At 49.8% G+C, this 14,182-nt stretch carries 13 protein-coding genes; 9 read left to right on the top strand and 4 right to left on the bottom strand.

Features of this window, described 5'->3' with window-relative positions; genetic code table 11:
- The 3 genes from BMW55_RS03805 to BMW55_RS03795 all read left to right on the top strand — a co-directional run bounded on the left by BMW55_RS03805 (position 1) and on the right by BMW55_RS03795 (position 2,900).
- A complete protein-coding gene (locus tag BMW55_RS03805) occupies positions 1-1,797 on the top strand; it encodes an ABC transporter ATP-binding protein (protein WP_170839725.1) in 1,797 nt (598 codons plus the stop codon).
- A gap of 62 nt (positions 1,798-1,859) precedes the next feature.
- Positions 1,860-2,075, top strand: a complete 216-nt coding sequence (locus BMW55_RS03800; RefSeq protein ID WP_139179428.1) for a hypothetical protein — start codon at positions 1,860-1,862, stop codon at positions 2,073-2,075.
- A 120-nt stretch (positions 2,076-2,195) separates the two neighbouring features.
- Positions 2,196-2,900 (top strand): pirin family protein, encoded by a 705-nt coding sequence (locus BMW55_RS03795; RefSeq protein WP_089965545.1) that lies wholly within the window; start codon positions 2,196-2,198, stop codon positions 2,898-2,900.
- 244 nt (positions 2,901-3,144) lie between these two features.
- On the opposite strand, the gene BMW55_RS03790 is transcribed toward BMW55_RS03795, so the two are convergent.
- Positions 3,145-4,113: a helix-turn-helix transcriptional regulator gene (locus BMW55_RS03790; RefSeq protein ID WP_089965544.1), complete on the bottom strand. Its 969-nt coding sequence runs from the start codon at positions 4,111-4,113 to the stop codon at positions 3,145-3,147.
- 122 nt (positions 4,114-4,235) lie between these two features.
- On the opposite strand from BMW55_RS03790, the gene BMW55_RS03785 reads away from it, so the two are divergent.
- The 6 genes from BMW55_RS03785 to BMW55_RS03755 all read left to right on the top strand — a co-directional run bounded on the left by BMW55_RS03785 (position 4,236) and on the right by BMW55_RS03755 (position 10,197).
- A complete protein-coding gene (locus tag BMW55_RS03785) occupies positions 4,236-4,769 on the top strand; it encodes a dihydrofolate reductase family protein (protein ID WP_244527430.1) in 534 nt (177 codons plus the stop codon).
- 213 nt (positions 4,770-4,982) lie between these two features.
- Positions 4,983-5,585 carry a TetR/AcrR family transcriptional regulator gene (locus tag BMW55_RS03780; RefSeq protein WP_089965541.1) on the top strand — a complete coding sequence of 201 codons (603 nt, stop codon included), beginning with the start codon at positions 4,983-4,985 and terminating at the stop codon, positions 5,583-5,585.
- Positions 5,586-5,604: 19 nt separating this feature from the next.
- Positions 5,605-6,042 carry a DoxX family protein gene (locus BMW55_RS03775; protein WP_089965539.1) on the top strand — a complete coding sequence of 146 codons (438 nt, stop codon included), beginning with the start codon at positions 5,605-5,607 and terminating at the stop codon, positions 6,040-6,042.
- Positions 6,043-6,724: 682 nt separating this feature from the next.
- On the top strand, positions 6,725-7,342 hold the full coding sequence (locus tag BMW55_RS03770; protein ID WP_089965538.1) for a lysoplasmalogenase: 618 nt from the start codon (positions 6,725-6,727) through the stop codon (positions 7,340-7,342).
- A gap of 465 nt (positions 7,343-7,807) precedes the next feature.
- Positions 7,808-8,422 (top strand): DedA family protein, encoded by a 615-nt coding sequence (locus BMW55_RS03765; protein WP_089965536.1) that lies wholly within the window; start codon positions 7,808-7,810, stop codon positions 8,420-8,422.
- A 221-nt stretch (positions 8,423-8,643) separates the two neighbouring features.
- Positions 8,644-10,197, top strand: coding sequence for a glycoside hydrolase family 10-like protein (locus BMW55_RS03755; RefSeq protein ID WP_425283819.1), 1,554 nt, complete (start codon positions 8,644-8,646; stop codon positions 10,195-10,197).
- Positions 10,198-10,255: 58 nt separating this feature from the next.
- Here BMW55_RS03755 and BMW55_RS03750 read toward each other — a convergent pair whose 3' ends face one another.
- From BMW55_RS03750 to acnA, 3 genes are all read right to left on the bottom strand, one after another.
- Positions 10,256-10,927 (bottom strand): site-2 protease family protein, encoded by a 672-nt coding sequence (locus BMW55_RS03750; RefSeq protein ID WP_089965530.1) that lies wholly within the window; start codon positions 10,925-10,927, stop codon positions 10,256-10,258.
- Positions 10,928-11,076: 149 nt separating this feature from the next.
- On the bottom strand, positions 11,077-11,448 hold the full coding sequence (locus BMW55_RS03745; protein WP_089965529.1) for a VOC family protein: 372 nt from the start codon (positions 11,446-11,448) through the stop codon (positions 11,077-11,079).
- A gap of 3 nt (positions 11,449-11,451) precedes the next feature.
- Positions 11,452-14,175 (bottom strand): aconitate hydratase AcnA, encoded by a 2,724-nt coding sequence (gene acnA, locus BMW55_RS03740; RefSeq protein ID WP_089965527.1) that lies wholly within the window; start codon positions 14,173-14,175, stop codon positions 11,452-11,454.
- Positions 14,176-14,182: the final 7 nt, after the last annotated feature.

Genomic DNA, 14,182 nt, shown 5'->3' with positions numbered 1-14,182 from the left:
GTGGAGTCCGAACAAACACAGACCTTTCAAATGAATTGGCGAAAATTTTATCAGTTAGTCAGGCAGGCCCGCCTGCCAAAAATGGTGATCGTGCTTGCCGTTGGGCTCAGTCTTTTGCAGACGGCGGCAGGTTTGGTTGTTCCCTGGTTTACCAAAGACATGGTCAATGTGCTGTCAACCGCCCGATTAGACCCGGGGATCATCCTCCTTTTGAGCGCGGCTTTTCTATTGCAGGCTGTTGCGGGAGGCTTTTCGTCCTATCTTCTCTCCTATCTCGGGGAAACGGTGGTGGCCAATCTGCGCAAGCGTTTGTGGCAAAAAACGTTAAGCTTGCCGGTCTCTTACTTTGACCAGAACCGGTCGGGGGATTTGATCAGCCGCGTCAACAACGACACTTACATGATTAAAGATGTGATCACCAATCACCTGGTTTCCTTGTTTTCCAGTATCGTCTCCGTCATCGGCTCTCTGGCCCTCCTGTTTTATCTGGACTGGTCGATGACTTTGGTCATGCTGATCGCCGTTCCGGTTCTGTTTCTCGTCATCCGCCCGGCCGGACGCAGGATGTATCAGATCTCCAAGAATTTGCAGAAGGAAACGGCGGAATTTACCAGCCTGCTTGCCCAGGTCATTTCGGAAATCCGACTGGTCAAAGCCTATACAGCGGAACCGATCGAGCGGGAAAACGGAGAGAGAGGAATCCGGCATCTCTTTCAGTTCGGATTAAAGGAAGCCCGGGTGATCGCCTTCCTGCAACCACTCATGTCACTGGTGATGACCGGCATGCTGGTGGTGATCATCGGGTTCGGAGGGATTCGGGTAGCCACCGGAGCGCTGACTGCCGGTGAATTAGTCGCCTTTATTCTCTATTTGTTTCAAATCATCATCCCGCTCAGCATGATGGCCCGCTTTTTTACCAGCTTGCAGAAAGCGATGGGCGCAACGGAGCGTTTAAGCCAAATCCTGGAGCATGAAGAGGAGGAGCAGAAGGAAACGGATCTTGCCGTCAACCCGGCACTGCCTATCATCATCGATAATGTCACTTTTTCCTATGTCACGGGTGAAGAAGTGTTGCGCCGTCTTTCATTTACCATTGAACCGGGCAAGATCACGGCGATTGTGGGCCCCAGCGGAAGCGGCAAAACGACCCTTTTCTCCCTGCTGGAACGTTTTTATGAACCGACAGCGGGAGAGATTCGCCAGGGAGAGATTCCGATCCGGCGGTTTCGATTGCGTGACTGGCGAAGTCAGTTTGGCTATGTCTCCCAGGAAAGCCCCCTCATGGCCGGAACTATTCGCGAGAATATCTGTTATGGGATGGAACGGGATGTTTCGGATGAAGAAATAAGAAAGGCAGCGAAACTGGCTTTTGCGGATGAATTTATTGACAAACTGCCGAATGGATACGACACCGAAGTGGGCGAACGGGGAATCAAGCTGTCCGGCGGCCAGCGGCAACGCATCGCGATCGCCCGCGCCCTGCTTCAGAACCCCGGGTTCTTGATGTTGGATGAAGCGACTTCCAACCTGGATTCAACCTCAGAGAAAATGGTGCAGGAAGCCTTATCCAACCTGATGAAAGGCAGAACAACCCTCGTGATCGCCCATCGCTTATCCACCGTTGTCGATGCAGACAAGATCGTGGTCATCGAAAAAGGGCAGGTCACCGGAGAAGGGACTCACCATGAATTGCTCCGGCACCATCAGCTCTATCAGCAACTGGTGAAACAGCAATTCAGATGGGAGTTGGAGGGGAATGTTGCAAATACGGACCAGACAGCGAAAGGGCTCTCTTGAAAGGAGGGCCCATTTTTATCCATGCACAGCCCGGCCCTCTCGTTTCAAAAGGAGTGATAGAAGTGAAGACGGCAGGCGGTATTTTCATATTTTTAGGCATCGTTCTTTTAATCATGGCCAAAGTTGAGCTGGGGAATAGAGACGGAAATGAATTGGATGCCATGATTGAAGAAAGACGTACTGCTGAGGAAAAAGAAAAGAATGCGAAACGGGGAATCCGGCTGGCTCTGATTGCGATCGGGCTTCTTTTAACGGGAGTTTTGTTATTTAAGCTGTAGCGGGAACAGTCGGCTTCATCCTGTTATTTTACATTAGTTACTCTACAAAAGTAAGTATAATTCCATTATACTTATAGAAAAGCAAGTTCATTCTATGTGATAAAGGAAGTGGAACAAAACGTGATGAAAATATATCCCGCTGCATCCCGGTTTACATCGGATCACGGGTGGTTAAAAAGCCATTTTAGCTTTTCATTTGCTGAGTATTATGATCCAAACAATGTGAGCTTCGGATCGATGCGTGTCCTTAACGATGATGTTGTCCAGCCGCTGACGGGGTTTGGCATGCACCCTCATCGTGACATGGAGATTGTATCGATCGTCTTGAAAGGACAACTGAAACATGAGGACAGCGAGGGGAACTCTGAAATTTTGCGTCCGGGGGAAGTGCAACGGATGACGGCAGGAACCGGGATCGTTCATTCTGAAATGAACCCGTCATCTACAGAAGAAGTCAATTTTTTGCAAATGTGGTTCATGCCGAATGAGCGAGGATTACAGCCTTCCTATGAGCAAAAAGCTTATAATCAAGAAGCGATGAAGAATCATTTATTGCCGGTGGTTTCCAATCTCCCTCAATCCGAAGAGGTGGCTTATATCCATCAGGATTTGACCATTTATCTTTCCAGGCTTGATTCGAACAAAACTCTTTCATTTCAGCAGGAAGAGAATCGTAAAATGTTCTTCTTTGTCATCGAAGGCGATGTCATTCTCAACCAAGATGTCAAACTGAAAAAACGTGATTCAGCTCGAATCACAGATCAGCCGGCATTAACGATTCAAAGCGATTCCGGCGCATTTTTCATGTTAATCGATTTAGCGTAAGATGACCCGCCCTGAACGGGGGCTGGGCTGCACCGTGAACTCAGCGGTGCAACGAATGAAACAAGATGAGATCGAGCTGGAGAAGGTATTCCCGTGAAGCAGAAGCCTTGGATAAAAAACGGAAAAACTCAGTTCTCTTGTTTGACGGAGACCTGAGTTTTTTTCTTCAACAGGATCTGGGATCCTTCGCCACCGGTTATTTATCTTATACTGAACCCCGGTTACCTTCTGCCGCATCCATGACTTATTCCTGTTCATACAACTCGACGACCGAACGGGCCAGGTCCACCACTTTCCGCTTCAACTTCTCAGGGGAAAGGACCCGGATTTGGCAGTTGTATCCCAAAATGCATTCCATCGCTTCCTGCTCCGTATCAAAACGGAGGGTGGCTGATATCCATCCGTCGGGACCCGGTTCGCCTGCGTCCAGCACCCGGACAAACCGGTCGGAGAAGCGAATCCGTTTCAGCGTTTGCGGTGTCAGCTCTGCTTTCACAAGATATTCCGGCAGTTTGGTCACAAATTGTTCTTTGGAAGTTCTCCAATGCGCGGCCAAATCAAACCCGGGAGGGCGGCGGAAGCTCTCTTCCAGCACGGTGATCGATCGGATGCGGCCGGTTTTGTAACTTTTGATGATACCTTCCTCGTTTTGAGCCACCAAATACCATTGGTTTCCCCGGGCCACCAGCCCCAAAGGTTCCACCATCCGTTTACTTTTCAGTCCATCCGCCCGCTCGTATTCCATGGTTACTTTTCGCTCCTCGAATACCGCGCGAACCATCGGTTCCAAATCGAGCTCTTTTTTACCGCCTGACTTTTTCCAGGGTTCCGTGTCGATGTGGATGCGTTCCCAAAATTTTTGCGCCCGGCGTTCCGCGGCCAGTGGCAAGCTGGGAAAAAGCTTTTGACGCGCGGTATGGTAAGAGCGGTTCAAACCCAAATCCTTCAGGTATCTGTCGGGGAATGAAAGGAATAAAGAAGCGATTTCTTCCTTGTTCAAGGTTAGCAAGGTCTTGCGGTAGTGATCCAGCAGGCGCCATCCCCCATTTTTCCCGCGGTCGGCCACCACGGGTATGCCCATCCCGCTGAGCGCATTCAGATCCCGAAGAATGGTGCGCGGGGAAGCTTCGAGTTCCTCCGCCAACTCGCGGGTAGTGACTTTTCCCTTTCTTTGCAAAATCAATAAGATGGACATCAATCGGTCCGCTCGCATCCGGATCATCCCCGTTTTTTTAACACAATGAAATAAATATGACAAAAGATGACGTGTTTTGACCGTTATTATGTATCTTACCTGTTTTAAAAGTTCACCTCAAGATGGAAGGAGACATTGGCATGGAACGAAAAGTGGTCGTGTACATCGCCATGAGTTTGGACGGGTACATCGCGCGCGAAAACGGCGAGATTGACTGGCTGTTGGAAAATAGCCCTTCCGATCCCGGCGAATACGGCTATGATGATTTTTACAAAACCATCGATACCGTGATCATGGGCAAGGCCACCTATGACCAACTTCCCGAGCTCTCCGACACGTTCCCCTATTCCGACAAGAAATGTTATGTCTTCTCAAGGACGGCGACCGGGCGGAATGAACATGCAGAATTCGTAAATGAAGAGGTGGGGGTTTTTCTCTCAAAACTGAAACAGCAGCCGGGCGGAAACATCTGGCTGGTCGGCGGCGGGGAACTGATCAAAGATTTTATCGAGGCGGGAGCGATTGATGAATGGATGATCGGGGTGATTCCGGTTCTGATCGGGAAAGGCATCCCGCTTTTCAAACCCAACGGCCGGGAAGATCGGTTGAAGCTGAAAAATCATTTCCGTTTCGCTGATTGCGTGATGCTTCATTACGAAGTGATCAAAAAGTAGGTTGGATAAGCCGTTCCTGAGCCGAGGAACGGCTTTTTGCATGGGAGTTTATGCTTTTCCGGCGGTTACTTCCGTTTTTCCAATGGTTCATCTTGGAGACCAAATAAATGATACAAGCCTGTTGACTCCCTTTACAAACCGACCGTCGGTTTGTATATTAATAATAATAGCAACCACTCCGGAATAACCAAAGATGGAAAGAAGGAAGGACCAGTGGATCGTGAATGGAAAAGAAGCCGGACCAAACAGACGCTTTTGGACGCAACCAAAGAATTGGTACGTGAAAAAGGTTGCAGCAAAATGACCTTGAACGACATTATGGAACGAACAGGATTTTCCAAAGGAGCCATTTACCATTATGTAAAAAGCAAGCATGAATTGCTTGCCTGGGTATTGCAAGAGAGGATCGAAGAGATCAACGACCGCTTTTTTTCTAAAGTGAAGCAAGGAAAAAAAGAACTGGACGGGCCGCTGCAAGAAATCATTAACAATTTGCCGTCGCTGCAAGATCCGCACGATGTCACCAATCGAATCTTTATTTATCTGTTGGGACAAAGTGATGACCCTGCCGTGCGCGAGGTGGTTCAACGATTTTACCAACATTCGATCCAACTGGCAAAACAGTGGATTGCAGCCGGACAGCAGGCCGGAGTGATTCCTTTGTCAATCAACGCGGATCAAACGGCGGAATTGTTTACCCTGATCTCATACGGGCTGCGAATCCGAAGCAATTTCACCTCTTCCGATTCTTATGCATTTACCGTTGACGATTTCGCTGCATTGATGACCGGCATTCTGCAATCCAAAAACGAATAAGAGAAGCGGAGGGATCAAAATGGCTCCGTTTATTGTCCTCATCGTGTCATGGTTGGTTTTTCGTCTGATCGGTATTTTTGGAATCCAGCATTTGAATGATTGGCAACATTCACTCCAATGCGCTGTGGCTCTGATGTTTTTATTTACAGCCACGGCCCATTGGGGAAAGAGACGTCCGGATCTGATCAAAATGGTGCCTCCGGCTCTGCCGAATCCGGGTTTGATCGTGACGATGACCGGAATATTCGAGATTATGGGAGCCATAGGTCTGCTGATTCCGGTTACCTTACGTATCGCTTCCATTGGTCTGGCCTTATTACTGATTGTCATGTTTCCGGCAAATATTCGTGCTGCACGGGAAAAAATCACGATTGGCGGAAGGCCCGCTACACCTCTTTTCCTGCGAACGATTTTGCAAATTGTATTTTTGATCGCTGTGATTTTGGCGGGATCGTAAAGCCGGGGCATTCCCTTTGATCGGAAATGACGGCATTTTGATTCATGATGGGATCGAAGCTGGAAAAGCTATGTCCATAAGGCAAAAGCCACGACTCAGAACAGAAAAACTCAAAAAATAGCAAACCGACTCCTAATGTGCAGGGAGTCGGTTAAGTTCTCTATGGAAATGATACCACCCAATTTTTAATTATTCATCTGGTGGCGGGTCTCCGAGTTGAGCTTGGGTTGCGTTGATTTGATCAAGCTGTTTCATGAACTTGTCCTCCTCAATATTAAATTAAGAATCCGGCGGCGGGTCTCCGAGTTGAACTTGAGTTATATGGACTTGATCAAGCTGTTTCATGACTTTGTGGCCTCCTTCGTGGGGTTGTAAATGAACCTGTAAGAATTCTTCGACATACTTTTGGTAACTTTCAGGAAAGGCATTTTTGCAGCAAGCGATCAACCTGATTAAGATTTCGCCCTTTTTAAAAATGAAAAAACGGCAAACAGAAAATCTTCTTCAAAGAGAAATCGGCTATCCGAAAGGAGGTTCATTCTTTGTTTGCTAAAGAAAAAAATTGAATGAAAGATAAAAAAGAATGAAGCAGGTTTTTGCAGACGATGTTTAGAAATTGGAAGGAGAGTAAATTGCACGGATTTCTTTCCGTGCAGCATGGGAGGGAAAGTCGATCCTGGGCTTGCTCTGTTTTTGTGTAGCCATCTCGGGAGCCGGATATCTGGCTGCCATCGCCTGCCAGTCAACCGTGTGGAAGTATTTGTTAAAACCGGGAACCATGGTTTTGATTCTGCTCATTGCTTTAAGTAAAGCCGGGGAAGCGGGAAGTTATGGCTGGCTCATCGTGTTGGGGCTCTTATTTTCCATCATCGGAGATATCTTTTTAATGTTGCCGAGCGATCGGTTTGTAGCCGGATTGACTTCTTTTTTCCTGGCCCATGTCGTGTATATACTCGCCTTTCCGGCGAAGTGGACGTTCGATGCCCTTTCTGTCATCACGGGGTTGATTCTGGGTGGGATCGCTCTTATTTATTTTATGCTCATTCGTTCCGGGGTGAGGGCAGAGGGAGGGACCCTGTTGCAAATCGCCGTTGTTCTCTATATCACCGTGATCTCCTTGATGGTGTATCGGGCGGCTTTCAGCGGGGAAATTTCTGTTCTGGTCGGAGCGGTCTCTTTTTACCTCTCCGATGCGATTCTGGCCTGGAACCGCTTTGTAAAGAGGGATCCCCGGGGGGAATATGCCGTGATGATCACGTATTTTCTGGCGCAAACATGCATCGCGGTCAGCGTTTGGTAGAGAGAGCCACACCGCAAGGAGGAATCGTCCACCTTCGGTGTGGCGCTTTTCGTAAGGCAGAGCAGCTCATTTAAAGCCTCTTCCGTAAAAAGATTGCACCCCCTGAAAGACCCTCGTTGATCAAGTTGAAAGTTCGGGACAGGTGGAGCATACATAGTAGACAGTTTTCTTCGATCAATAGATTTGGTAGAATGGTCAAAGGTTTTCCGGAAACGACTGATTCAAGAAAGCACAGGTGCTGAAACTGAAGGTGATCAAAGATCGCAAATAGCCAAACAAAGATCAGAAACGTTACGGAGCCGTTTCAACGTCCATTTCCGGTTGTGAGGTCACAGCTAAAAAATGTGACAAACCTTGAAAATATGTTGAGTTCCGGTTCGCTGAAACGTTTCGTTTGATGTACACTCACAATAGACTCTTCGTCTTCTATCCTTTCTATTACATAAAGAGATGGAGGTTATATCATTGCAAAACTGGATTACAGATTTTATGGAACAGTTTGGGTATTGGGGAATTTTTCTCATGATTGCACTCGAAAATTTGTTTCCGCCGATCCCGTCGGAGATCGTTTTGTCTTTCGGCGGTTTTATGACGACAAAATCTGATTTGACCATTACGGGTGTGGTAATTGCCGCGACGTTAGGGTCTGTTGCAGGGGCAATCATTCTTTACTTTATCGGTAACATGCTGGACGTGGAACGTCTGGAACGGATCATTGACCGCTTTGGACATATGCTGAGAACGAAAAAAGAAGATATTCACAGAGCGAACAACTGGTTTCACCAATACGGAATCTGGACGGTATTTTTTTGCCGGATGGTGCCCATCTTGCGCAGTTTAATCTCGATTCCTGCCGGCATGGCGAAAATGAATTTCCTCTTGTTTTTGACTTTTACCACAGTGGGATCGCTGATTTGGAACCTGATCCTGGTCAATGTGGGAGCCGCCCTTGGCGCATCATGGTCGAAGGTGCTGGAGTATATGAGTATCTACGAGAATGTCGTCGTAGTGGTGATCGGTATACTGTTTATTCTGGCCGTTATCTGGTATGTGCGGCGTCCTCGTTCGTACAAAGCTTAAAAACATTGAAAAGCCATCCATACCGAAATGACTTGGGTTCCAAGCAGCGGACTCAAGTCATTTTCTGTTATCCCCTCTGGATTCCTCTGTGTAAACGTACTTAACTCCGCCCGATTGGTATCAATCTCCCCTGCTTGTTCTGATATAATATAATTATATAAATATTCAGTATAAAAGCGGGAGGAGATCCATTGAATGGAGTAAATGTTCACCGGCAAAAGCTGTGTGTCTCCTTGCTGGCACTTGTTTGTAGTCTCGTGTTGGTACTACCGGGAATTCTTCATGCTGAGGATGGTGCGGCAAAAGAGATGGAAACCTACGTTTCTCCTAAAAGACAGTTGCGGGCGGTCTGGATCGCCACCGTCGTCAATATTGACTGGCCCTCCAGAACCGGACTTCCAAAAGAGCAGCAACAGCAGGAGTTTATCCGGATCCTGGACGAATCCAAAGCGATGGGGATGAATGCGGTTGTCGTTCAGGTCCGGCCGACGGCAGATGCATTTTACCCTTCGCGAATCAATCCGTGGTCCAAATATTTGACGGGGGTTCAGGGGCAGGATCCCGGTTATGACCCGCTGGCGTTTATGATCAGAGAAGCGCATAAAAGAAATCTGGAGTTTCATGCCTGGTTCAACCCTTACCGGGTGAGCATGGATACCAAGATCGAAAATCTGGTTCCCAACCATCCGGCCCGACTCCATCCGGACTGGGTTATCTCCTATGGGGGAAGGCTCTACTACAATCCGGGCATTCCGGAAGCGAAAGACCATATCATCGAGAGCATTATGGAAGCAGTAAAAAACTATGATATTGACGCTGTCCACTTTGATGATTACTTTTACCCGTACCCCGTGAGCGGGCAGGATTTTCCCGATGAGGCGGCTTATCAAAAATACGGGGCGGCTCAGTTCCCGCAAAAAGCGGATTGGCGCCGCCACAATGTCAATACGTTGATCCGGGAATTGTCTGAAGCCATCAAACAGGAAAAACCTTATGTCAAGTTCGGCATTTCCCCGTTCGGCATCTGGCGAAACAAGTCGACTGACCCGACGGGTTCGGATACGGCCGGTCTGCAAAGCTATGACGCGGTCTATGCCGATACACGCACCTGGATCAGACAGGGCTGGATCGATTATGTGACTCCGCAAATTTACTGGAATTTTGGCTATCCTCCAGCCGCTTATGAAAAACTGACCGATTGGTGGTCCCGTGAAGTCAGGGGGCGAAACACTCACCTTTATATCGGACAAGCCGCCTACAAGGTGGGCATCAGCAATCCTCCGGCCTGGCAGAACCCGGAAGAGCTTCCGAACCAGCTGAAACATAACCTGCTTTTTGCAGAAATCAAAGGCAGCATCTTTTTCAGCTTCAAAGATTTAAGGAGAAATCCGTTGGGGATTAAAGACCGTCTGACGCAGGAGATTTACAAGGTTCCCGCGCTGGTCCCGGCCATGCCCTGGCTGGACGATGAACCTCCGAAAAAACCAAAGCTGAAAGCCGCAGACTGGACCAGCGAAGGGGTTGAAGTCATCTGGCGGGATCATCCTTTGAACGATTCAGCCTATTTTGTCGTTTACCGCTTTGATGGGCATCAGGTGCAAAACATCGAGGATGCAACGCACATGCTGGCAACGGTCAGAAAGACGGGATTGAGACAATCATTTCTCGATCAGACAGCCAGACCGGGCCAGGAATATACGTATGTGGTAACCGCTGTGGACCGGCTCCACAATGAGAGCGCGGTCAGCAACAGCATCACGCTGAAAAGCAAATAACTTGCGGGAAACGTGTACCCCTTGAAACTCCGTGTTCAAGGGTTTTGTTTTTCTTCCTTTACAATAACGGTGAGAGAACCACATGCATCAGATCCGTGATAAACGGCACAGCGGTGTTGAATATAGGCCCGAATACATATTCCCCCAGCGGAGTGATCGCCAGGATGAGGAAAAGGAAAATCCCGTATTGTTCATATTGGACCATTTTTGCTCTCGTATCGTTGGGAACCAGATCTTCTATAATCCGATATCCATCCAGCGGAGGAAACGGCAACAGGTTAAAAATGAACAGGACGACATTTAAATGAATGATATGCAAAAAGATTTGGTTGATCATCAAGGCAATCCGCTCGGACAGCGTATCCATCCATCCCAGGCCGGTCAAAAGATACAGGAAAAAGGTGAAAATAAACGCCAGCATCAGGTTGCTTACCGGACCTGCTACGGATACCAGCGGTCCTGCCACCCGGGGATTCTTAAAATAGAAACGGTTGACGGGAACCGGTCTGGCCCAGCCGAATCCGGCCAAAAAGATCATAATGGTCCCCACCAGGTCCAAATGAACAAGCGGATTTAAAGTAAGCCTCCCCTGGTTGGCGGCCGTGGGATCCCCGAAACGATAGGCTGTATAAGCGTGAGCAAATTCATGGACGGCAAAGGCAAGAGACAGAGCGAGCAAAACATAAGGAATCTGTTCCAACGGATACCTGAAAAAGGAAGAAACGTCCAAATCTCATCACCTCAACGATCATCGTATAATTTCTCCATTGGAACATCAACTCATTTTTTAACTCTCGCCGATTTCTGTGCAGGCTGTTCGGCTTGGCTGATAAGCCGGTTGGGATCGTAAAAAACAGCAGTGCCCGAAGACACTGCTGTTTACGGTTTGGTCTGTTGTATCAATTCTACCCGGTTTCCAAACGGATCGCGGAACTCCAGACGTTCATATCCCGGGATGGGTACGGATTCCAGCACTTGTACTCCGTTCTCCTGGAGGCACTTTCTCCAGGCGGAGAGATCATCGACGAGGTAAGCCAGATGGGCTTTGGTTTTGGATCGGTCCACCCCGTCCTCGGTACCTACATGGACTTCCTTTTCGCCGGCCCGGAGCCAGAAACCGCCCCGCCCCTGCAAGGAGGCGGGTTTCTCGATTTCAGGAAGGCCGAGCACTCCGCAGTAGAAGCGGCGGGCTTGCTTTTCCATCCCTTTGGGAACGGTGATCTGGGCATGGTGCAAATCCAGGATTTTCATGCGTTACGCGGTCACTTCTTCTTTGTCGTTCAGGATTTGGCGCAAAACCGTTTGCAGAATTCCGCCGTTGCGGTAGTACTCGATATCCACAACGCTGTCCAGTCGGACGGTGACGTCAAATTCGATGACGGTGTTGTCCGGTTTGGTGGCGCGTACTTTCAAGGTTTGGCCGGGCTGGATCTCATCGTTCAAACCGAGGATGTCGATGGTTTCCTTACCGGTTAAGCCGAGTGATTTCCAGCTGTCTCCGTTCTTGAATTGCAACGGGAGAACCCCCATGCCGACCAGATTGCTGCGGTGAATGCGTTCGAAGCTTTCCGCAATGACTGCTTTGATGCCGAGCAGATTGGTTCCTTTGGCTGCCCAGTCACGGGAGCTTCCGGTTCCGTATTCTTTACCGGCAAGCACGACGAGCGGAGTGCCGGACTTTTTATATTCCATGGCCGCATCGTAGATGGACATGACTTGGCCGGACGGTACGTGTTCGGTTACGCCGCCTTCCGAACCGGGTACCATTTGGTTGCGGATGCGAATGTTGGCAAAGGTTCCGCGGGTCATGACACGGTCGTTACCGCGGCGGGAACCGTAAGAATTGAAGTCTTTCACTGCCACGCCTTGCTCTTGCAGATATTGGCCGGCGGGGCTGTTGGGAGCGATGCTGCCCGCGGGAGAGATGTGGTCGGTGGTGACGGAGTCTCCCAGGAGAGCCAGGATGTTCGCTCCCTGGATCGGTTTGATTTCTTCCACATCTGCGGCCATATCGACGAAGAACGGCGGCTCTTGGATATAGGTGGATTTTTCATCCCACTCGTAAAGAACGCCTTTCGGAGTCGGCAGTTGGTTCCAGCGTTCGTTTGCATCGAAGACGCGTGCATATTGTTTGCGGAATTGTTCAGCGCTGATCGCTTCTTTCATGACATCGCTGATCTCTTTGGAGCTCGGCCAGATATCTCTCAGGTACACAGGTTGATGATCTTTGCCATAGCCGATCGGATCTTTTTCAAAGTCGATGTCGACGGTTCCGGCCAGTGCGTAAGCCACAACCAGCGGCGGAGAAGCCAGATAGTTGGCTTTGACGAGCGGATGGATCCGGCCTTCAAAGTTCCGGTTCCCGGAGAGTACGGAAGCGACGGTGAGGTCGTTTTCCTCAATCGCCTTGCTTACATCCTCAGGCAGGGGTCCGCTGTTTCCGATACAGGTCGCACAACCGTAACCGGCGACGGTGAAGCCCAGTTTGGCCAGCGGCTCGATCAGGTTGGCTTGTGTCAGGTAATCGGTTACGACTTTGGAACCCGGAGTTAAGCTGCTTTTGACATAAGGAGGTACAGAGAGTCCTTTTTCGATGGCTTTTTTCGCCAACAGGCCCGCACCTACCATCACGCTCGGGTTGGAGGTGTTGGTACAGCTGGTGATCGCCGCGATGACAACGGAGCCGGTTTTCAGTTCGTAGGATGTACCGTCTGCCCGTTCCACTTTGACCGTTTTCTTGATCTCTTCCTCAGAGAGCCCGAATCCGCGCTCCTCAATCGGTTTGCGCAGGGTTTCATTCCAGGCTTCTTTCATCTTGGTCAGCTCGATGCGGTCTTGCGGACGCTTCGGACCGGACAAGCTCGGTACGACATCGCCGAGGTCGAGTTCAATGGTGTCGCTGAACACCGGATCCGGAGTATCATCCGTGCGGAACAACCCTTGGGCGATGTAGTATTCTTTGACCAGTTGAACCAGGCTTTCGTCACGGCCGGTGTTGCGCAGGTAGTTGAGCGATTCTTCATCGACAGGGAAGAAACCGACTGTAGCGCCGTATTCAGGAGCCATGTTGGCAACCGTGGCGCGGTCAGCCAGACTGAGGTTGCTCAGACCCGGGCCGTAGAATTCGACAAACTTGCCAACGACTCCTTTTTTACGGAGCACTTCGGTAATCGTGAGTGCCAGGTCGGTCGCGGTTGCGCCTTCAGCCAGTTTACCGGTCAACTTGAAGCCGATCACTTCAGGTGTGACGAAATAGAGCGGCTGACCCAGCATACAAGCTTCTGCCTCAATGCCTCCGACACCCCAGCCCACTACACCCAATCCGTTGATCATGGTGGTGTGAGAGTCGGTCCCGACGAGGGAGTCAGGGAAGACAACGGTTTCCCCGTCTACTTGGCGGGTGACGGCAACGCTCGCCAGGTATTCGAGGTTGACCTGATGAACGATTCCGGTTGCGGGCGGAACAGCCCGGAAGTTGTCGAGCGATTCGGCAGCCCAGCGGAGCAGCCGGTAACGCTCTTCATTGCGCTCAAATTCGAGGTTCATATTATATTCCAACGCATCTTGCGTACCTGCCCGGTCCACCATCACCGAATGGTCGATGACGAGATCCACGGGAATGAGCGGGTTAATGCGTTCCGGATTCCCGCCGACTCGGGCCATGGCGGAGCGGAGAGCAGCCAGGTCCACGACAGCCGGCACGCCGGTGAAGTCTTGCAAAACGATGCGGGCGGGTTTGAAAGCGATCTCTTTGTCGGAACGTTTTTCTGCCCAGCGGGCCAGCTGTTCAATATGTTCCTTTGTTACGGATTTGCCGTCGTATTGACGTACGGCCGCTTCCAACAATACTTTGATTGAGAACGGAAGTTTGGAAACGGGGCCGATCCCTTGTTCTTCCAAGCCGTTCAGGCGATAGTAGACATACTCTTTGCCGCCGACGGACAGTTTGGAGCGAACGTTATACAAATCGTTAGCCATTCCGGGT

It is taken from the genome of Lihuaxuella thermophila (genome assembly GCF_900110165.1).
Taxonomy (GTDB): Bacteria; Bacillota; Bacilli; order Thermoactinomycetales; family Thermoactinomycetaceae; genus Lihuaxuella; species Lihuaxuella thermophila.
This window is presented reverse-complemented; position numbering and strand designations above follow the sequence as displayed.

Excerpts from the sequence above, each read along its gene's own strand:
- BMW55_RS03785 (WP_244527430.1), top strand. The coding sequence starts at position 4,236 with ATGGAACGAAAAGTGGTCGTGTACATCGCCATGAGTTTGGACGGGTAC.
- BMW55_RS03745 (WP_089965529.1), bottom strand. The coding sequence starts at position 11,448 with ATGAAAATCCTGGATTTGCACCATGCCCAGATCACCGTTCCCAAAGGG.
- BMW55_RS03775 (WP_089965539.1), top strand. The coding sequence starts at position 5,605 with ATGGCTCCGTTTATTGTCCTCATCGTGTCATGGTTGGTTTTTCGTCTG.
- BMW55_RS03790 (WP_089965544.1), bottom strand. The coding sequence starts at position 4,113 with ATGCGAGCGGACCGATTGATGTCCATCTTATTGATTTTGCAAAGAAAG.
- acnA (WP_089965527.1), bottom strand. The coding sequence starts at position 14,175 with ATGGCTAACGATTTGTATAACGTTCGCTCCAAACTGTCCGTCGGCGGC.